Below are 20,055 nucleotides of genomic sequence, written 5' to 3' on the forward strand. Positions count from 1 at the left end.
CGCGGACGGTGGACATTTGCGCCCGTTTCAGGTTGGCAAGGGTATTCATGGGTGACGATGGTTATGCTGCGTAGCTGGCAACTTTTTGCGCTGGGCTCGGCGTTTTTCGCTGCGCTGACTGCGATATTCGGCAAACTCGGGGTGGCTCAGGTCAACTCGAATATGGCCACGTTGATTCGAACCGTCATCATTTTCGGGGTGACGCTGGCTATCGTCGGCACGCGCGGCGAGTGGCAAAGGCCGACAAGCCTGAGCGCCAACACGTGGGCCTTCCTCGTTCTGTCGGGGGTCGCCACGGGGCTGTCGTGGCTCTGTTACTTCCGGGCGTTGCAACTGGGGCCGGTGTCGGGCGTCGCGCCGCTCGACAAGCTCAGCGTGGCGATGGCCATGCTGATCGGGTGGGTGGTGCTAGGCGAGCCGTTCTCGCTTAAGGAGGCACTCGGCGGCGCGTTGATCGTCGCCGGTGCCCTCGTGCTGGTGTTGTGATGCCTCACCAACGGAACACGCTGTAGCCAATGCGCACCTGCGACGGCGAGTGGCGATTGTAGTCGAGCATGTCTTCGCCGTAGCCAGTGAAGTAACCGAGCCAGATGTAGCCACCGGTGCCCGGAATCAGCTTGCCGAGCGGATAGGTGACCTGCACATCTACGCTACCGTAGTTACGCTTCATGCCCTTGCGAAGCGTCGCGCCGATCTGCCAGCCATTGGGCTTGCCCCACAACACGAGCAGGTCCATGTAGCCGCGATAGTCCTGAATGTCGGAGTTGTCCTTCTTCTCCAGATAGGCATAGAGCTTCGGCGCGATCGTCCAGTGATACTCCGATGGATTACCGAACGTGAGGATCGGTTTGACGAAGACGGTGTTGATGCTGCGCGAGTCGTCACCCGCTTTGCCGTTGGACTCATGCTCGATACCGGCGGCGATACCCAGCGACGAGAACCAGCCAGCCCGCACGCCGGTGTCGGGAACGTAATAGAAGAAGCTCGGACGGTAATTCGAGTCGCGGAACGGCGCGGACTCGGCTTCCAGATCCCAAATCGACAACTGGGTGTAGCCGAAGTACAGATTGTCGAGGAAGGACTTCGACGAGGGATTGTCGGGTTTCAGGATGTGTAACTTGAAGCTGAGCTGAAAGCGTGCGTTCGCGTCGCCATTCTTGCCAAACGCGATGTACATCGGCTCGTGCGACGAAATGCGGGCAAACTCGGTGTCCGCTGTCGGGGCAATGGCCTCTGACGACGTGGCAGCCGGTGCCGCCGCAACTGCGCCAGACGGGAGGGCTGCGGTGCGGTTGCCAGTCCCGGGGGCCGTGCCGCTTTCTGCTGGGATCGGCGCAGCGGCGACCATCGGCTCGGCGGGCGCGGCGCGATCGAGCACCACTGTGGTGATCGAGGCGTCCCAGTCGACCGGCTCGATGCGTACGGACCCGCGTAACTCTTTGGGCAGGACTGCTGAATAAGGGACGCGGCGGAACTGTCCGTTGGACAGCGTGAGCTGAGTGGGGACGATGGCCGCGCGCTTCAGATGCAGTAGCGTCGGTTTGAAGTCGTCGTTAGAGATGCGAACGACGATTTCCTCCGGCAACTGGACGGTCTTGCGGCCTGGCGAATCCTGTGTGGCCAACAGCATGAGCTGCAATGGCGCGCCTCCCGCGAGGGCGCGCGGCGGTTGCAGTAGCGAGAGATCCGCATGTGCGGCGCTACTCAGGGCCAGGCAGAGAGCGGCCGCACCGACCTGAATGGCGCGAAGCGGCGATGGGGCGAATGTGGCGAGATTCGTCTTGAGCATCGGTCCGGTCTGAGTTGGCGACTTCAGGCCGGGATGCCTGAAGCCGGTTAAGTCCCGCCTCGGGTGAGTACCCGTAGGTCGGATTCGCGGGCGCAGCGATCGCGTCCGCGCGATTTGGCAAGGTACAGCGCTGCGTCGGCACGTTGCAGCCAGGCATTGTCGTCGTCACCCGCGTGCCATTGGGCTACGCCGGCACTTATCGTGAACTTAAGTGATCGACCGTCGACGTTGATGCGTGCTTCGCGAACGGCGTCGCGCAGCCGTTCAGCGGCGTCGAACGCCCGTGCTTCCGTGGCGCCACTCAGGATAATAGCGAATTCTTCGCCCCCCAAACGACCGCAGATGTCATCTTCGCGTAACGATTCGTGACAAAGCCGGACAAAGGTGGCCAATACCGTATCGCCCAGCGCATGTCCCCACGTGTCGTTGATCTGCTTGAAATGGTCCAGGTCGACGAGGATGACACTGGTCGGCACGTCCGCCGAAGCCGCTTGCATGACGCCGACACGCAGGCGCTTGAGGAAGTGTCCGCGTGAGAGCGCGCCGGTCAGTGCGTCGTACTTCACTTCGTGTTCGAGGGCTGCATTTTTTGCCAGCGTGTCCGTCAACTGGAGCTTTTCGCGGCGCAGGTAACGCACGAGCAGGTAGAGCGCGCCAGCCGAGATGAGCAGCAAAGCGAATACCAGTGAGGCATAGCGGCGTCGCTCTATCGAGAGACTGCCGAGCGTTGGCGCTTCGCTCATGGTGTAAATCACCATGTCGCCGTCCGAGGACGGTTCGACATCCAGCAAATAGGGCTGATTGTCAGGGCGTACGCGCACCAGCCGCGCACGGTGTTTGTTGTCCTCGTCGTCCGGCCCCATTTGCAGGAAGTTGGGCGTGCCGGGCGTCAGATCGTAGTTTTCGATGGGCACGACAGTGAAGTCTTCCTGCAAATACAGATGACGGCGCTCTCGGCGCGTGAGGTTGAACACCGCCGCACCCGGCACTGCCAGCCCGGTAAAGGTCGGGTCGTTGGCGAGCACGATCACGCCATTCTTATCCGTGATAAACGAAGCGCCGCTGTCGACCCAGTGCGACAACCGGCGAATGCCGAGCTTGACGACAAGGACGCCGACCAGAATGCCGTCGTGATAGACCGGCGCGGTGAAGTACATGCCGGGCATGCCGGTCTTGCGTCCGGTGACGTATTGCTGCCCCGCGCCACCCAGCACCGCCGTGTTGAAGTAGTCGCGGTCGCCGTAGCGGTCGCCGATCAGCGGGTTCGTGGTATTGAAATCGCTGGACGCAATGGTGATGCCGTCGGGCGCGCCCAACCAGACAAGATCCGCGCCGAAGTACAGTTGCGCGGCGCGCAGCAGCTCATTGACGGGCTTCAGCACGGGATTTGCCAGCAACATCTGGCGCGCTTTGTCCTGCGGAACGCCCGTTAGCGGATGGGTGGCTATCGTGTTTGCTGCGGACTGGATCTGCCCGATCTGCGCGAGGACCTGCGGGATGCCGCGAATGAGTATCAGGTCCTGATCGACCGTATGAACGGTGCCGTGCGCCAGCCGCGTGGCGATGCTGCGCTCCTCGTAAAGCAGGCGCGCGGCGCGATTCGCTACGAGTTGATCGGCAGCGAAGCGCGCCAGACCCCAGGCGATCAGGACACACAGCAGGACGACGACGCCGCACAGAAAGGCGGAAGCGGCATGTCGACGGGAGAGAGGAGCGTTGACCAACGGCAAAGGCGGTTGCTGACGCGTTTACAGGCGCCCGTGCCAGTCTCGAATGAACGTTTCGATATGCCCGGGCGGTAAGGGACGCGTGCAATGATACCCCTGCCACGCGTGACAGCCCAGCGATGCAAGCGCATCGCGTTGCGCACTGGTCTCCACGCCTTCGGCCACCGTTTCGATTTCGAGCTTGCGGGCGATGGCGATGATCGCGCGGATCAGTTCGGTATCGTAGCCGCCGAGCAGCACCCCGGCCACGAACTGATAGTCGATCTTGACCGTGCCGAATGGCCAGCGTTTGAGTCGTACGAAGCTCGAATAGCCCGTGCCGAAATCGTCGAGCGACAAGCGCACGCCCATCGCGACGAGTTCGTTCATCAGCGTGGCGGCTTCGTCGAGATGCGAGATTAGCGAGGACTCGGTGATCTCGATCTCCAGCTTGTCCGGCGGCACGCGGTGGTGTTTGAGGGCGTAGCGAACCGTCTCCAGCGTCTGCACACGCATTTGCTGAGCGGAGAGATTCACGGCCACGCGAGGGTACTCTTCACCGTCCGTATGCCACTTGTCGAGCTGACGGCAGGCTTCGTGCAGTGTCCAGTCGCCGATGGGGCCGATGACGTCGCAACGCTCGGCCGCCGGGATGAACTCACCCGGCATGATGAGCTCGTCGTCCCGTTGCCAGCGGATCAGGGCTTCGAGGCCCGTCAGCCGGTGCGTGCGCATGTCTATCTGCGGCTGATAGTGCAGGCGGAATTCCGAGTCCGACAGCGCGCGTCCGATGGCGCCGCGCCAGTAATGCTCGTTGCCTGCGTCGTCCGGCGGGGCAATGCCCTCGGTCGGCGCGGCCGGGGCTTCGGTGACGAGAAAGCGCGACGCGCTCTCGCGAATGGCCTGATCGGCGACGTCGGACGTATGTTCCAGCAAGGTGGCCGGCCACACGGGCACCTGCGGCAGATGCGTGATGCCCGCCGAGACAATCGGATAGAGCAGCCCGTTACCGCAGGGCACTGGCGATTCGCCAGCCCGAATGAAGCGGCGCGTGATCTGTACGGCGGCCTCGCGGCTGCTCAGGTCGCGTAGCAGGATCGCGACCTGCTGATCCGAAACGCGGCCGATGAGGTCGCGGCGTCGAATACGCGAGCCGATGCGAAATGCCACCGTCGCGAGCAGATCCGCGTCGGAGATGGCCTGTTGGCTGGACGCCGTACGCTGGCCCCGGCCCACGTGCAGCACGACCAGCGCGCTGTGACTATTGGGCGGACTGGGGGTCCTCAGCTCAAGACTGAGGGCGCGCAAAAGCCGCTGGCGATCCAGCAGCAAATCGGCGAGGACGACTTGCCGTCGCAGCGCGTTCGTATCGTTCATCTCGGCAGGCAGGCAAACATCGCCTGAACGGTTGAGCGATTGTCACCGGCGCGTTCAATGCTGGCGAGGCCATCCAGCAGGAAAAGCCCACGCGTCGAACAGGTCGTGCCGCCAGAAAACCCTTGAATCATGTTCTGCATAAGACGCGTAAATGTGTCGGCCGTCATGCGAGGGGCGAAGCGTGCAGACCGGTGCGCCGCTTCCCTCGCGTTGCGGCAGACCGCGCGCAAGGCGTGGCCCGACTAGAAGCTCGTTCCCGATCGCGAGACCGGGTCCTTTGACCTTTAACGGCACCCAAATTTGAAAATTGAGTGCGGGTTTCACCTACGGTCAGCTCAGCGTGGGCGTGCGAGCCATTCGCGGCCCCGAAGCATGAAGTCCCAATAAACCTTTGGCAGCACGTATTTTTTCAGCACCCATGCAAAGCGGTTCGCATGCGTACCGTCGATAGGGAATGTAGGGAGAAGTTTCCCGCCATAGCCGAATTCCGCAAGCACAATCTTGCCGTGCTCCACGGTCAGCGGACAAGCCCCGTAGCCGTCGTAATGCAGCGAGAGGGGACGGCCGTCCATCGAAGCGAGCAAGTTCTCGGCGACGACAACGGCCTGCTTGCGCGCGGCGGCGGCGGTTTTGGCGTTGGGCGCCGAGATCGCGTCGCCGAGACCGAAGACGTTGGCGTAGCGCGCGTGGCGCAGCGTCTCCGGGACGACTTCACACCAGCCGGCGGCGTCGGCCAGCGGACTCGCCCGCAAGACGTCCGGCGCGCTTTGCGGCGGCACGACGTGCAGCAGATCGAAGGGCTTGTCGACAAACCGCGATTGCCCGTCGGCATCGAAAATCTCGAAACGCGCCACACGGCGCTCACCGTCCACCGCACGCAGATGCGAGAGGTGATTGAGCGAGATGCGATAGCGCCGGACGTACTCCATCAGCGCCGGGATGTAGTCTTTGACGCCGAACAGGGCGGGCGCCACAAGATGAAACTCGATCTTCGTCTTGTCCAGCAGACCGCGTTGACGCCACGTATCGGCTGAGAGATACATGGCTTTTTGCGGCGCGCCCGCGCACTTGATGGGCATCGGCGGTTGCGTGAACAGGGCATTGCCGCCCTTGAATTCGCGAACCAGCGACCACGTGTACGGCGCGAGATCTAAGCGGTAATTGGAGGTCACGCCATTGCGACCGAGCGTTTCGCTCAAGCCGTCGATGGCTTCCCAATTCAATTGCAGCCCGGGGGCCACAATGAGGAAGCGGTAGCCGAGGCGACGCCCGTCCGAGAGCAGCACTTGCTGGCGCTCCGGTGCGAATGCCGTGACCGCGGCCTGGATCCAGTTCACGCCTTCGGGAATCACGCTCGACATCGGGCGAGCGGTGCGGGCCGCATCGAATTCACCGGCACCGACGAGCGTCCAGGCGGGCTGATAGTAATGCGTGTCGGCCGGATCTACGATCGTGATCGAGAGCGTCGGACGGCGGCGGCGCAGGCTTGCGGCGACCGAAATGCCGGCCGCCCCCGCACCCATGATGACGATGTCGGCGTTGCTCTCCGTCGCGGGTGCTGGCGTCGCGGATACATCGCTGGACATAAGGTCTCCGACAAGTGATCAAAATTGAAACGGATTACGACATATCGATGCGTATCCGGAGCGATGCGTAACGTGCGATGTAAGGCAGTCGCAAAACGTGCGGGACATTCTACGTTCACTTGTCCCTTAATTCGCGGGAAACAGGCCGATTTCTCACAATTTTTACGTTTTTATCAATTGTGAAACGTGTAGGGCGTGTGCCATCGGCGTGAAGTCGCTGCGTTTGCTCGACCGCAGATCGTGACGCGCATGTCATGCGATACGATTTGTCTTGTGCGACGGTGGCCGCGCAGAGCGCCGCAGCGAACGGCGGACGTCTGCGCGGAGATCACGTATGTGATGCCCGGGAACGTTTGTGTAACGTGAAGAATGGGTTTGGGTCGCCAGGTATGCGACGCGAAAAGAAGCGGGAACGTTGGCGATTTACGCGTGATCGTGATTGTGGTCGTGCTCGCACGCGACCTCGATGGGTTCCGTCTCGTTGTGACAAGGGCAAGCTTCACCCTGTGCGCCTTGCATGAGTGCGCGCAAGATGCCGCAGTCGCTCGTCTCATGACGGCTGCGGCATTGCGCTTGCAGATGCAGAAGCTGCTGCTCGAGCGCCTGCAATTCGTGGATGCGTGAATGCACACGTGCCAGATGTGCCTCGATCAGTTGGTTGGCGTCTTCACACGTCACGTGGGTGTCGTGCGCCAGTTCGCCGAGTCGTTTGGCATCGGCGAGTGGCATGTCGAGCGAACGGCAGTGACGAATGAAGCGCAGGGCTTCCAGGTGTTCGTCGCCGTAGGTGCGATAACCCGCGTCGGTTCGCGGCGGCGACGGTAGCAGGCCGGCGCGCTCGTAATAGCGGATGGTTTCAACATCGGTGCCCGCCGCCCGGGCCAATTCTCCGATTTTCATGCTTGACTCCGTAGTCACTACAGGGTTTTGAATGAAGGGTAACACGAATCATGTAACCAGGAGTTCACATGACTGACGCTTCGGAATCGGCCCATTCGGCCCATTCGGCCCGTTCGGCCCGTTCGGCGGGTCTGAAGACTACGGCGACGGCGGATCGGGAGATGCCCGGCCATGGAAATGGTCCGGCACAAGGGCATGATCACGAGACCTGTCACGGGCATTCGCATGAACGGGCGACGCCACCACAGGCGCATCGGCATGCCCAAGATCACGGCCATTGTCACGACGGTCATGCTCACGACCGCGACCACGACCACGACCACGACCATGACCATGACCATGACCATGACCCCGGCAGCCATGGCGTAACCGCCGCCCATACGCATGACGAAGCGTCGTGCTGTGCCGGCGGCGGGAGTGTTGCGCCGTCGGCACCGGCCCCCACGACGGATGCCCCGCAAGCGCGCTTTCGCATCGATCAGATGGACTGTCCCACGGAGGAGCGTCTGATTCGCGACCAGCTTGAGCGTCGTCCCGGTGTCGAGACGTTGTATTTCAACCTGCTCAAGCGTGAACTGACGGTCGTTTTCGACAAGCGCGCGTCGGCGTCCGACATCGCCGGTGAGCGCGACGCCGTGGCGGACACCCTGCGCAAACTGGGGATGACGCCGGTGCTGCTGTCCGGCGAGAACGCTGGTGCAGCCGCACCGCCGCCCGCCAACCGGGCAAACGACGCCGCCCGGCTCATAGCCGGTGGTGTGCTGGCTGCGGCGAGCGAGGTCGCTGTCTGGTCCGGCGTGCCCGAGCACAGCCTGTGGGTGGGGGGCATGGTTGTCGCCGCCATCCTTGCGTGCGGCTTGCCGACCCTCAAGAAGGGCTGGATCGCGCTGCGACACTTCACGCTGAACATTCACTTCCTGATGTCGCTTGCCGTGATCGGCGCGATGTTCATCGGTCAGTGGCCCGAAGCCGCCATGGTGATCGTGCTGTTTGCGTTGTCCGAAAAGCTCGAGGCGGCATCGCTGACCCGGGCGCGTCGCGCCGTCGAGGCTTTGATGCGTCTCGCGCCGGATCAGGCGTCGGTGCAGCAGGCCGATGGCACCTGGGCAGACGTCCCTGCTGCAACGCTTGTCGTGGGGGCGCGGGTGCGCGCGCGTCCGGGCGAGCGCATTGCCATCGACGGCGTGATCGAGGAGGGGGCCTCGGCACTGAATCAAGCGTCGATTACCGGTGAGAGCGTGCCCGTCGACAAGACGGTTGGAGACGACGTCTTCGCAGGCAGCATCAACGAAAGCGGTCTGATCGTGTATCGCACGACGGTCGCCCCTCGCGATACGACGCTCGCGCGCATCGTGCGCATTGTCGAGACGGCTCAGCAGCAACGCTCGCCGACGCAACGCTTCGTCGACAAGTTCTCACGCATTTACACGCCGGTCGTGGTGCTTTGCGCGCTGCTGGTCGCGATTGTGCCGCCGCTGGTGTTTGGATTGGCCTGGTCGCCGTGGATCTACAAGGCGCTCGTGATGCTGGTCATCGCATGCCCCTGCGCGCTGGTGATTTCCACGCCGGTCACCGTCGTGAGCGGGCTGACCGCTGCGGCGCGCGCCGGGATTCTGATCAAGGGCGGGGCATTTCTGGAGAGCGGACGCCTGATCCGTGCCGTCGCGCTCGACAAGACCGGCACGCTCACGCGAGGCGAACCGCGCCTGACCGATGTCGTGCCATTACGCGGCACCTCTCGCGACGATGCGCTGACGCTCGCTGCCGCACTCGACGCCCAGACGACTCACCCGATCGCTCGCGCTGTTGTCGACGGTCATGCGCAGGCGGGGCTTGGGGCGTTGCCGTCCGTCACCGATTTCGAAGCGCTGGTGGGCATGGGCGTGAAGGGACGCATCGGCGAAACGCTCTACTTCCTCGGAAACCATCGTCTGATCGAATCGCTGGGCGTGTGCAGTGCCGAGGTGGAAGCCGAGCTGACGCGTCTCGAAGCGCAGGCGCGCACCGCTATCGTGCTGGCAAGCGAAACGCAGGCGCTGGCAGTGCTGGCGGTGGCCGACACGCTGCGTGAGGAAAGTCGTGAGGCCATTGCCCGGTTGACGAAAATGGGCGTACGCACCGTCATGCTGACGGGCGACAACCGAGCCACTGCTCAGGTCATCGGTGAGCAATCGGGTGTGAGCGATGTGCGCGCCGAAATGCTGCCGGAAGACAAGTGGCAAGCCGTGTCGTCGCTGCGCGAAAAGTACGGGCACGTAGGGATGGTGGGCGATGGCATCAACGATGCGCCCGCGCTGGCCGCGGCCGACGTCGGCTTCGCGATGGGGGTGACGGGCACGGACAGCGCGCTCGAGACCGCCGACGTCACGCTGATGGACGACGATTTGCGCAAATTGCCAGCCTTTCTGGCGCTTTCGCAACGCTCGGCGACGGTACTTAAGCAAAACATCGCTGTCGCCCTCGGGATCAAGGCCGTGTTTTTCGCACTCGCGGTAATGGGCCTGGCATCGCTGTGGATGGCGGTGTTTGCGGATGTGGGTGCGAGCCTGCTGGTGATCGCCAACGGCATGCGCCTGCTTCGTACCCGGGTCGTTTGAGTCGTGTGACGTTCGCTTGCCCGATGCCTAAGCGCGGCGCATGCCGCGCTCAAGGCGATGGGCATCGGGCAATTGGCATAGCGCGTGCGCGGCGCGGCTGGTAGCGTTGACGATGATCGCGTCGAGGCGTCCCGTCAGCGTCTCGCGATGTTCCATCGAGATGAGCATATCCTCAAGCGCCCGCTGCGCGAGCGCAGCGTCGTTGATATGCCCGAGCAACGTTTGCGCGGTGCGCAATGTTTCGTGATACGGCGAGCGAAACGATTTCCGTAGCCACGGCGTGAGCGCCTCGGCGCTGTAACGCGCCTTCTTGATCTTCACACGCAACGCGTGCAACTGCTCGGTATCGAGCATGGCCAACTGGCGACAATCAGGAAATAACTCAATGTATCGTTCGCGAAGCACGTTGTGCGCGTGTTTCGCCAGGGCGCGTGGCCGCTTGCCGGGCGTACGCGACGGACGTCGCAGGGCTTTGGCCGCACGCGCATCGGTCGTACCGTTGTCCTGGACGCCAAAGGCATCGCGCAGCAGTCCATGCAACGCGCGCTGGCGGTCGCTGGTCAGCGCGGCGGCGGCTTGCGCGCGGGCGTCGCTGCGAACCTTCGACAGATGCGCATCGACGGCAATCCAGTCGACTTCCGGATATTCGAGGCGTAACGCCGGAAGTGTCTCGGTGGTCAAAACGTCCGCGTCGCGCGCGGGGCCCATCGAATGCCCGAGCCAACGCAGTTCGGCGACGAGTTCGCGGTGCCAGCGCGGTTTGAGCCACGGCGAGTAGATGTCGATCAGCGCACGAAGACGACGCGTCGCGATACGCAACTGATGAACGGCTTCAGGAGGAATGGCGTCGATGTGGGCCACGTATTCTCCCGCATCGGTCAGCGCGGGCCATTGCGCCAACGCAGACGCCGCGTGCATGACCAGCAGACGAGACGCCGACATACGCCGCATTTGGGCAGACGACGGCAGCGCGATTTCCTCTGCCTGACGAGCGCCGGCAGCGGAGAAAACTTCGGAAGAGGTGGCGGAAGCCGCCAACGGCGCGCGTGTCATGTTACGCAACATAGCATAGTTGCCGGAGCGTATGACGCGGCAAAACGGGTGCAGCGCTTTGTCGCGGGCGCCTGCTTTCCGCAGGGCGGGGCACAGGCCACCCGCGAGGCACGCAACGTCACATCAGTCGTGGACCTCGCGAGAGGATGACGTGACGCTTTCTCGTTGCTGCGCATGGCGCATCGGAATTCAGACGCGGAATCCCGCAGGGATCCTGTTGAAACCGAGGGCCGGATGCGAGCAAAAAAGATAGGCCGGCACGGAGGCCGGCCTGCGCGCAACTGGTTTTACTTCTTGTTCACAGCGTCCTTGAACGCCTTGCCAGCCGTGAACTTCACGGTCTTGGCTGCCGGGATCTTGATCGCTTCGCCAGTCTTCGGGTTGCGGCCGGTACGCGCAGCGCGCTTGCCCGAACCGAACGAGCCGAAGCCGATCAACTGAACCGAGTCACCCTTGGCGACAGCCTTCTTGACGGTCTCGAGCAGAGCGTCGATGGTTTCGCCAGTTTGAGCCTTGCTTGCACCCGTAACACCAGCGACGGCGTCGATCAGTTCCTGTTTGTTCATGTGAGTGTTTCCCTTGAGAGGTGGTGAATACCGGCGACAACTCTAACACTTTCGCCATTTGACGAGTGTCGGTGTTGTATCCGCGCCATAAGGCACGCGGCACACGCCAGATTGTCGCCTTCGCGGCACGTCACGCGAACCTGATCCGAAGACCGGTTTCGTCACGCATCGTGAGGGCGCCGGCACTGGCCGGGCAGCCGCATTATAGAGCCTTCGGCGGGCTGTGGGCCAGTCCTGACAACGGTTTGCGGCGATTTTGTTGCGCAATGCCGCGTACTTTCTTGTTCTTGGTGGCAAAACCCCGGTATCTGCGGGCATCTCCGGTCATGCCTCCGCGCAATCCCTTGCTGGGCGGGCTTTGGGAGTTTCCCTAGCGTTTTAGGGCTTGCGCGGACGGGCGTCTTTTGGTTGGTCATTCGGGTGTCATTTACGATGGCTAGCGTGACGCCGCAAATCGACATTGAGGAACCGTTTCATGCTGCTCTGCCAGATCACCGACCTCCACATCACGCGTCCCGGCATGCTCGCCTGCGGACGCGTCGACACCGCGCGCGCCTTGCGCAATGCGATCGCCACCATCAATCGCTGGACGCCACGGCCTGACGCCGTCATCGCGACGGGCGATCTGATCGACACACCGCATCTATCGGAATACGAAGTACTTCGCGCGTGCCTGGCGGACCTCGAAATACCGCTCTACCTGGGGGTCGGCAATCACGATCACCGCGAAGGGCTGCGCGACGCTTTTCCGGAACACGCCTATTTGCATACGAACGACACGTTCGTGCAATACCGCGCCGATCTCGGCCCGCTCACGGTGTTGACCCTCGATACGCAAGACCCGCCGAGCGCGGGTGGCCATTTGTGCGAAGCGCGACTCGCATGGCTCGACGCGCAGCTCCACGCCTGCGAGGGACGCCCGACGATCATCGCGATGCACCATCCGCCGTTCGATACGGGCATCGAGTTCATGGACGGCTACGGCCTCTCGGCGGCAGGGCGTGCAGGGTTTGCGCAGGTGGTATCGCAGCATCGTCACATCGAGCGAGTGATCTGCGGACATTTACATCGCAGCATTCATGCGAGTGTGGAAGGCGCACCGGGGATCATGGCGAGCACGTGTGTGTCGACCGCGCATCAGATCACGCTCGGGCTGGCTGCGGGAGCACCGGGATCGGTCACGCTTGAGCCGCCGGGCTTCGCCATGCACCTATGGCAACCGGGCGCGGGCGTGCGTACGCATCTCGCTTACGTCGGTCCGCATGCGGGGCCGTTTTCGTTCGACGGCGAACCCCGGTAAGCGGGTCGCTTGCGTCGGTGTCCTGAGCATCCATGCGGGTTGGCGGCGAGCCAAAATGGGGACGAAAGTAGGACTACGCGTGTGTACAGTGCCTCTCCATCAAACATACGAGATCAGTTCGGATCAGCAGTCAAAGGCCGTCCCGGTGCGCAAGATTCGCGGGACGGGAGCGACGGGTCTTTCACAGGAACTGTCGATCCGTGGCCCATGACCCAGGCATGAATGAAAAGGCCGGGCAGGGCGCTTTCTGATAACGGGGAATCATGCATACCGATGCCGAATCGGCGAGCGCCCATCGCGCCGGTGCTTCGTCATCTCCTTCCGCTTCTTCGGCTTCCGGCGCATCGACGCCATCACCGCCGCCAACGTCATTGACGACGCGCATACGCCGATCGCAACCGCTTGGAAATCTGGGACGCTGGGGGCGCCGGGTTGCACCGGCCATGGCGCGTCCCTTTGCGCTGCTGGAGGTTTTGATCGCCACGCTGATCGCGGTGCTTGTAGCCTGGCGGCTGCGTCCTGACGATCCCTTGTTGCTCGCCACGCAATTCCCGTGGCTCTGGCTCATTTCGCTTATTGGCGCCTTGCGCTACGGCTCGCTGGCCGGGGCAGCGAGCGGTGCCATGCTCATGGCGGCGTGGCATGTCCTGTGCGCTCCTTCCGGCGCGCCGTTTCCGATGGCGCACTTTGCGGGCGGCATGACGATGGCGCTCGTCGCCGGTCACTTCTGTGACATCTGGTCCCATCGCGCGCTGAGATCGCAGGGCATCAACGCTTACTACAGCGACCGCCTCGTCGCGATTACCCACAACCACTATTTGCTGCGCGTGTCGCATGAGCGTCTTGAGCGTGATCTGCTTGCGCGCCCCGTCACATTGCGCGATGCATTGACGCGTCTGCGCGACCTCACCGTACGGCGTTCGGCGGACGTGCATGGTGCGCCCGGCGGTCTGCCCAACGCACAACCGATGCTCGAATTCGCTGCGCTGACGTGCCAGATCGAAGTTGCCGCCTTGTTTCCGGTGCGTGCAGGCGAACTGACGACGACGCCCATCGCGCGGGTCGGGGAAGGGTTCGAGCCGGACGTCGACGACCCATTGGTGCGGCACTGTCTGAGCGAAGGCGCGCTGGCTCACGTGAAGGCCGATGATGCCGCCAGCGGCAGCAGCCTCTATCTGGCCTGTGTGCCACTGATTGACGCCGAGGGGGCGCTGACGAGCGTACTGATCGTGCGACGCATGCCGTTCCTCGCGCTCAATCACGACAACCTGCAACTGTTGCTGGTGCTGCTCGCGTACTACGCCGACGGCGTCGCGCATCAGCCGCTCGTAGCGAGCGTCAGAGCGTGGGTGCCACAAGCCCCGTATGACTTCGCACTTGAACTCGGACGGCTCTCGCGCCTCAAGCGCGCGAGCGGCATCGAGTCGTCGCTGGTCGCGTTGGCGTTTCCGCGTGGCGCACGAGGCGACTCGTTGTTCGAGCAGACGGCGCGCCAGCGCCGGGCACTCGACGCCATGTGGACGATCGGCACACCGCGCCGGCAAATCGTCATCGCACTCATGCCCATCACGGACGAGCACGGCATCGACGGTTATTTGATGCGTGTGGAGACATTGCTGCGTCAGCAGTACGACGTCGATTTTCAGAGCGGCCATATTGCCGTGCACACCGCGCACGTCGACGCCGACGCTCCGGGCGACGGCCTGCTCAAGCTAATGGAGCGCTGCACCGATCATGTCTGAGCGCCATTCGACAAGTGGTCGCGCGAGAGCGGTCTGGCGACGCCGGCAACGGGGGGCGACGCGCGTCGTGCGGGTCATTCGGTGGACGCTGACGCTGGTGCTGGCAGTGCTCGCCGTTGCGGCGCAGTGGCACGTGCTGCGGCTCGTTTTGGCATCGGCAACGTGGGACACACCGCTCATTGCGCCCGCCACCACTGGCCGTGTTCCCGATGCCATGCCCGCCGTGCTGGCATGGCAAGCGATCGCAGCCCTGCTTGCCGGCGGGTTCGTGACGTGCGCGCTGCCCGCAAGCTATCGCGATCGTCGTGGGGTGTTCGGACATATCGCGCTGGCGACCTTTTTCCTGCCGGTAGCGGGCATGGTTGTCGTAATGAGCGTGCTGCTGATGGGGTATCTCTTCCCGCCGCCGCGCGAGTCGCTGTCGGCGGGCAGCGTCGAGTCACCGGGGTTCGTCTCGCATCTGGTCGCGCGCGTGCGGCACGGTGAGGGCATGCGTTTGCGCGCCCGGTTGCGTAACGTGCAGGGCGAGCGGGACGACCGCGTTGCCGCGCTGACCCCGTGCAGGCATTGCCCTCGCGGGTCACGAGCGAGATTGCGCGCGACTTGCTGGCGGACCCGGTGGAGGAGGTGCGCCTGCTCGCGTACGGCATTCTCGACGGAATGGAGAAGCGGATCATGCAGCAGATCTTCGCGATGCGCGATCGGCACGAGGCGGCCGGGGACGACGATGAGCGCGCACACGCCTGCGTCTGTCTCGCGCAACTCTACTGGGAACTGATTTACCAAAACCTGGTGCGCGGCGAGGTCCTGCGTTTCACGCTTGAGCGCGTGGAGAAGTTCGCCCGCGACGCACTTGAGCAGCACGAAGACGATGCGTCCATGTGGTATCTGCTGGGCCGCTGTGCGCTGATGCGCCAGAACCCCGACGTGGCCGAAATGCATTTGCGTCAGGCGCAGTTCCACAGCTTTCCGACCGAGCGCCTGTTGCCGTGGCTGGCGGAAGCCGCGTTCCAGCGCCGTCGCTATGACCGCGTTTCGCTGTTGCTCGGCGGTCTGGGCGCCGGTGTGACCGGGGCGAAAGGCGTGTCCAATGTCACGGCCTCCCCGGTCGTTCAGCCCGCCGTGCGTTTCTGGACGCGCTGAATCCCATGGCTTCGTCAACGTTCCACGCGACGCCCGATCCGTCGTCCCCGTCGTCCCGAACAGGGGCAGACATCACTACGACGCCCGCGATGGCAGACGTTGCGCTTTTGCTCGAAGGCACCTTTCCGTACGTGCGTGGCGGCGTGTCGTCGTGGGTCGATCAGCTAATCCGGGCGTGTCCCGACCTGACGTTCTGCGTCGTGTTCATCGGCAGCCGCCGCGCGGATTACGGTGCACCGGTTTACCCGATGCCCGCGAACGTCACGCATTTCGAAGCGCATTACCTGTACGAGACCGACGCGTCGTCAGCGACGCAGACAGACGTGGACGGCGCCCGCACTGCATACCGGAAAAGCGCAGGCGACGCCGAAGCCTTTGCCCACATCGCCCGGATGCACGATCTGTTTCGTCAGCGGTACGAGAGCCGGTCGGGCAGAGCGGGTGACGCAGGGATGGCGGACGTGGCGGACTTGGCGGGGTACATGAAAGTCGATGGTCTGCGCAGCATGCTTGCGCACCTCCTTGCGCTGCTGCGCGACGGCCAGCCGCTGTCGTCCTCGGCGTTCCTGCACAGCGAGCGGTCCTGGGAATTCATCACCGAGCGCTATGAAAGGTTTTGCCATGATCCGTCGTTCACGGACTACTTCTGGACGATTCGCGCGATGCATCGTCCGATCTGGCAACTCGCACGCATCGCCGGCGCTTTGCCGCCTGCGCGCATGTATCACACGGTGTCGACGGGCTACGCGGGGTTGCTCGGCGCAATGTTGCGCATGACGAACGGGCGCGCATTGCTGGTGACCGAGCACGGCAGCTACACGAAGGAACGCAAGCTCGACCTGCTGCAAAGCGAGTGGCTGCGGGACAACCGAGGGCCATTCGAGCGCGATATCTCGCGTGTGGGCTACTTCCAAAGTCTCTGGATGCGGTTCTTCGAAGCCATCGGGCAGGTTTGCTATGACACGTCCAACGAGATCGTGTCGCTATACGAGGGCAGCCGGCTGCGACAAATCGGCGATGGCGCGTCTGCGCACAAGACGCGCTGCATCGCCAATGGGGTCGACATTGCACGCTTTGCGACGCTTCGGGACAAACGCGTCAAAGGTGTGGGGAGCGTCGCACACGACGACATCCCGCCCGTCGTTGCGCTGATCGGGCGCGTGGTCCCGGTCAAGGACATCAAGACCTTCCTGCGCGCGCTCTTCATCGCTTATCGCGCACGGCCCGACATGCAGGGCTGGATCGTCGGTCCGGACACCGAAGACCGTGCGTATGCACAGGAGTGCCGCGACCTCGCGGCGAGTCTGGGGATGGAGTGTCAGGTGAGGTTCATGGGCTACCGAGCGGTCGAGTCCGTGTTGCCGCAGATCGGCGTGCTGGCGCTGTCGTCGGTGTCCGAGGCGTTACCGCTGGTGATGCTCGAAGCGGCGGCCGCCGGGGTGCCGGTGGTGGCGACGGACGTCGGCGCATGCCGTCAACTGATCGAAGGCGGCGATCCGGAAGACCGCGCGCTCGGGCGGTCGGGGCGCATTGTGCCGATGGCCGACCCCGAAGCGCTGGCCGCCGCCATCGTCGACGTGATGGAGCCATCGGCCTGGCAGGCCGCAAGCGTTGCCGGTATCGCGCGCGTCGAACGGCACTATCGTCTCGACACCGTTCGCGATGCTTATCGCACGCTGTACCGACGCTGGATGGACGACGGCGGGACACGGCCCCTGCCGGGAGGCGAGCGCTGATGGCCGGGATCGGGTTCGAACTTCGGCGTCTGCTGCGCCGCGATACGCTGTCGGGCACGTTCGCGGCTTACAGCTACGCCGGGATCATCAGTGCGGGGCCGCTGGTGCTGTCGATGGTCGGGGTGATGCTGGTCGGGTTGATGAGTCTTGCGCAAGTGCATCCGCAGATCGTCCTCACGCAGTTTCAGGTATCGGTGACGTACCTGATCGCGTCGAGCGTGATCGTGACCGGGCTGATCCAGCTCGCTTTCACGCGTTACCTTAGCGACCGGCTCTTCGCCGGAGAGCCGCAGGCGGTGATGCCGTCTTTCAACGCCGTGTCGCTGGTGACGACGGTCGTGCTCGGCGGCATGGGCCTTTTGCTGTCGCAAACGCTTTTCGCCGAACAGCCATTGACCTATCGCTGGCTGATGTGGATCGGTTTCGTGTTGCTGGGCAACCTCTGGATCGTGGTGCTGTTTCTGACGAGCGTCAAGCAGTACCGGGCAATTCTCGGCGTGTTCTGTGCGGGCTACAGTCTGAGCGTCGTCTGCGCCGTACTGCTGGGACGGTTTGGCCTGACAGGCCTATTGGGCGGTTTCGTCATCGGTCATACGGCGCTGCTGCTTGGGTTTACGGTCATCGTCGCGCGCAATTACCGCACGTCCACATGGCTTTCATGGGCGGTGTTCGTGCCGCGCAATTTGCGGCTCTCGCTCGTCGGGGTCGGCGTTTGCTTCGGGCTGGGCGTGTGGATCGACAAACTGATGTTCTGGGCGTGGCCTGCAACCGGCATGACGGTGATTGGCCTGCTGCGGGCTGCGCCCCTCTATGATCTGCCGGTCTTCCTGTCCTATCTCAGTGTGATCCCGGGGATGGCGGTGTTCCTGCTGCGCATCGAAACCGACTTCGCCGAGGCTTACACCGCCTATTTCGACGCGGTGCGTCACGGCGGCACGCTGCGCCAGATTTCGGCGTCGCGGGTGCTGATGGTACGCGCCGTGCGTACCGGTCTGTACGAGATCCTGAAGGTGCAGGCCGTCGTGACGTTGCTCGTCTTCGCGTTCGGCGAAGATATGCTGCGGCTCGTCGGGGTGCCCGGCGGGTGGCAAACGCTGCTGCGTATCGACGTCGTCTCGGCCGGTTTGCAAGTCCTCCTGCTCGGCGTGCTCAACGTGCTGTTTTATCTCGACAGGCGTCGCGACGTGTTGATCCTGACGGTTCTGCTGGTGTGTCTTAACGCGTTGTTCACCGGGATCAGTCTGATCTACGGGCCCGCGCTGTACGGCTACGGGTTCGCGCTTGCACTGCTGTGCGTGCTGGCGTTCGGCGCACGTCGGCTGACGCGGCGACTCGCGGCGCTCGAATACGACACCTACATGGGGCCGAACGACTGAACGTCCATGGGGCCCGTCGCAGCGACCGCGAGTGGCATGGCGCGAACGGCTGGAGTAAGATGCCGGGTCTCGCGATTGCAATCGTCGTGCACATTTGTGCGAATCGGCCACGCCACACGGGCGTTGCCAAGGCATCTTCATGAACCATCTGGGCACCATTCTCGTTACCGGCGGCGCCGGTTACATCGGCTCGCATACGTGTGTCGAGCTTCTGGCGGCGGGCTACGACGTCGTCATTCTCGATAATCTGTGCAACAGCCACCGCGACGCCGTAGCGCGCATCGAACGCATTGCCGGGCGCGCGCCCGTATTCGTCGAAGGCGATGCGTGCTCGGCGAGCGTCATGGAAGACGTATTCACCCGTCACCGCATCGACGGCGTGATCCACTTCGCGGCACTCAAGTCCATCGGCGAGTCGCTTCAGAAGCCTTTCCTGTACTACAAGAACAACCTCGGCAGCCTGCTGACGCTTATCGAGACGATGGACCGTCACGACGTGCGGCATCTGGTGTTCAGTTCGTCGGCGGCGGTGTACGGCAATCAGGTGTGCGTGCCGGTCGAGGAGACGGCGGCGCTGTCCACGGCCAATCCGTACGGCCATACCAAGCTGATGGCCGAACAGATGCTGACCGATACGGCCCAATCGGACCCGCGCTGGCGCATCGGTGTCTTACGGTACTTCAACCCGGTCGGCGCGCACGAAAGCGGACTGATCGGCGAAGATCCGGGCGGCACGCCCAACAACCTGATGCCGTTCGTCGCGCAGGTCGCCGTCGGCAAGCAGTCGGTCCTCAAGATCTATGGGGGCGATTGGCCTACGCCGGACGGCACCGGGATTCGCGATTACATCCATGTCGTGGATCTGGCGCGGGGTCATCTGGCGGCGCTGGCCGGGCTGGGCAAGCTCGACGCCGGGTTCACCGTCAATCTGGGCACGGGGCAAGGGCGCAGCGTGCTGGAAGTCGTGCACGCCTTCGAGGCCGCCAGCGGCCGTAAGGTGCCGTTCCAGATCGTCGAGCGCCGCTCGGGCGATATCGGTATGTCCTACGCCAATCCGGCGCGGGCGCAGGCGCTCCTGGGCTGGCGCGCCGAGTACGATCTGGCGCGCATGTGCGCAGACCACTGGCGCTGGCAGCATCAGAATCCGAACGGCTATCGCTGATTGGCCAGCCCCGTCCGATATG

17 protein-coding genes are annotated in these 20,055 nt (G+C 63.6%); 8 read left to right on the plus strand and 9 right to left on the minus strand.

What is annotated here, in order from left to right; all coding sequences use genetic code 11:
- The first annotated feature begins 57 nt into the window (after window positions 1–57).
- Window positions 58–486: an EamA family transporter gene (locus MB84_RS11145; protein WP_046293662.1), complete on the plus strand. Its 429-nt coding sequence runs from the start codon at window positions 58–60 to the stop codon at window positions 484–486.
- Between the two features lie 4 nt (window positions 487–490).
- Here MB84_RS11145 and MB84_RS11150 read toward each other — a convergent pair whose 3' ends face one another.
- The 6 genes from MB84_RS11150 to MB84_RS11170 form a co-directional block, all read right to left on the minus strand.
- A complete protein-coding gene (locus MB84_RS11150; RefSeq protein WP_052653166.1) occupies window positions 491–1,789 on the minus strand; it encodes a phospholipase A in 1,299 nt (432 codons plus the stop codon).
- A gap of 47 nt (window positions 1,790–1,836) precedes the next feature.
- Window positions 1,837–3,513, minus strand: coding sequence for a sensor domain-containing diguanylate cyclase (locus MB84_RS11155; RefSeq protein ID WP_046291833.1), 1,677 nt, complete (start codon window positions 3,511–3,513; stop codon window positions 1,837–1,839).
- Window positions 3,514–3,537: 24 nt separating this feature from the next.
- Entirely contained in the window at window positions 3,538–4,872 is a 1,335-nt protein-coding gene (locus tag MB84_RS11160) for a putative bifunctional diguanylate cyclase/phosphodiesterase (RefSeq protein ID WP_052653170.1), read from the minus strand.
- Window positions 4,869–5,012, minus strand: coding sequence for a hypothetical protein (locus MB84_RS29865; protein WP_157122691.1), 144 nt, complete (start codon window positions 5,010–5,012; stop codon window positions 4,869–4,871). Before MB84_RS29865 ends, MB84_RS11160 begins: the two co-directional genes overlap by 4 nt.
- 195 nt (window positions 5,013–5,207) lie before the next feature.
- Window positions 5,208–6,458 carry an NAD(P)/FAD-dependent oxidoreductase gene (locus tag MB84_RS11165; RefSeq protein ID WP_046291834.1) on the minus strand — a complete coding sequence of 417 codons (1,251 nt, stop codon included), beginning with the start codon at window positions 6,456–6,458 and terminating at the stop codon, window positions 5,208–5,210.
- A gap of 423 nt (window positions 6,459–6,881) precedes the next feature.
- A complete protein-coding gene (locus MB84_RS11170; RefSeq protein WP_046291835.1) occupies window positions 6,882–7,358 on the minus strand; it encodes a Cd(II)/Pb(II)-responsive transcriptional regulator in 477 nt (158 codons plus the stop codon).
- Between the two features lie 482 nt (window positions 7,359–7,840).
- On the opposite strand from MB84_RS11170, the gene MB84_RS11180 reads away from it, so the two are divergent.
- Window positions 7,841–9,955, plus strand: a complete 2,115-nt coding sequence (locus tag MB84_RS11180; protein WP_046291837.1) for a heavy metal translocating P-type ATPase — start codon at window positions 7,841–7,843, stop codon at window positions 9,953–9,955.
- A 27-nt stretch (window positions 9,956–9,982) separates the two neighbouring features.
- On the opposite strand, the gene MB84_RS11185 is transcribed toward MB84_RS11180, so the two are convergent.
- Window positions 9,983–11,020: a CHAD domain-containing protein gene (locus MB84_RS11185; RefSeq protein WP_046291838.1), complete on the minus strand. Its 1,038-nt coding sequence runs from the start codon at window positions 11,018–11,020 to the stop codon at window positions 9,983–9,985.
- Between the two features lie 275 nt (window positions 11,021–11,295).
- A complete protein-coding gene (locus tag MB84_RS11190) occupies window positions 11,296–11,574 on the minus strand; it encodes an HU family DNA-binding protein (protein ID WP_039398613.1) in 279 nt (92 codons plus the stop codon).
- Window positions 11,575–12,049: 475 nt separating this feature from the next.
- On the opposite strand from MB84_RS11190, the gene MB84_RS11195 reads away from it, so the two are divergent.
- Entirely contained in the window at window positions 12,050–12,874 is an 825-nt protein-coding gene (locus MB84_RS11195; RefSeq protein WP_046291839.1) for a phosphodiesterase, read from the plus strand.
- A 181-nt stretch (window positions 12,875–13,055) separates the two neighbouring features.
- On the opposite strand, the gene MB84_RS30930 is transcribed toward MB84_RS11195, so the two are convergent.
- On the minus strand, window positions 13,056–13,259 hold the full coding sequence (locus MB84_RS30930) for a hypothetical protein (protein WP_046291840.1): 204 nt from the start codon (window positions 13,257–13,259) through the stop codon (window positions 13,056–13,058).
- Window positions 13,260–13,317: 58 nt separating this feature from the next.
- Here MB84_RS30930 and MB84_RS11205 point away from each other — a divergent pair, with 58 nt between their 5' ends.
- The 5 genes from MB84_RS11205 to galE all read left to right on the plus strand — a co-directional run bounded on the left by MB84_RS11205 (window position 13,318) and on the right by galE (window position 20,033).
- Window positions 13,318–14,616, plus strand: a complete 1,299-nt coding sequence (locus MB84_RS11205) for a PelD GGDEF domain-containing protein (protein WP_245725531.1) — start codon at window positions 13,318–13,320, stop codon at window positions 14,614–14,616.
- Window positions 14,617–15,174: 558 nt separating this feature from the next.
- Window positions 15,175–15,759: a hypothetical protein gene (locus MB84_RS11210; RefSeq protein WP_157122692.1), complete on the plus strand. Its 585-nt coding sequence runs from the start codon at window positions 15,175–15,177 to the stop codon at window positions 15,757–15,759.
- A gap of 5 nt (window positions 15,760–15,764) precedes the next feature.
- On the plus strand, window positions 15,765–17,495 hold the full coding sequence (gene pelF, locus MB84_RS11215) for a GT4 family glycosyltransferase PelF (protein WP_245725532.1): 1,731 nt from the start codon (window positions 15,765–15,767) through the stop codon (window positions 17,493–17,495).
- A complete protein-coding gene (gene pelG / locus MB84_RS11220) occupies window positions 17,495–18,871 on the plus strand; it encodes an exopolysaccharide Pel transporter PelG (RefSeq protein ID WP_046291843.1) in 1,377 nt (458 codons plus the stop codon). Before pelF ends, pelG begins: the two co-directional genes overlap by 1 nt.
- Before the next feature lie 139 nt (window positions 18,872–19,010).
- Window positions 19,011–20,033 (plus strand): UDP-glucose 4-epimerase GalE, encoded by a 1,023-nt coding sequence (gene galE / locus MB84_RS11225; protein ID WP_046291844.1) that lies wholly within the window; start codon window positions 19,011–19,013, stop codon window positions 20,031–20,033.
- The last annotated feature ends 22 nt before the right edge of the window (window positions 20,034–20,055 follow it).

It is taken from the genome of Pandoraea oxalativorans (assembly GCF_000972785.3).
GTDB lineage: Bacteria > Pseudomonadota > Gammaproteobacteria > Burkholderiales > Burkholderiaceae > Pandoraea > Pandoraea oxalativorans.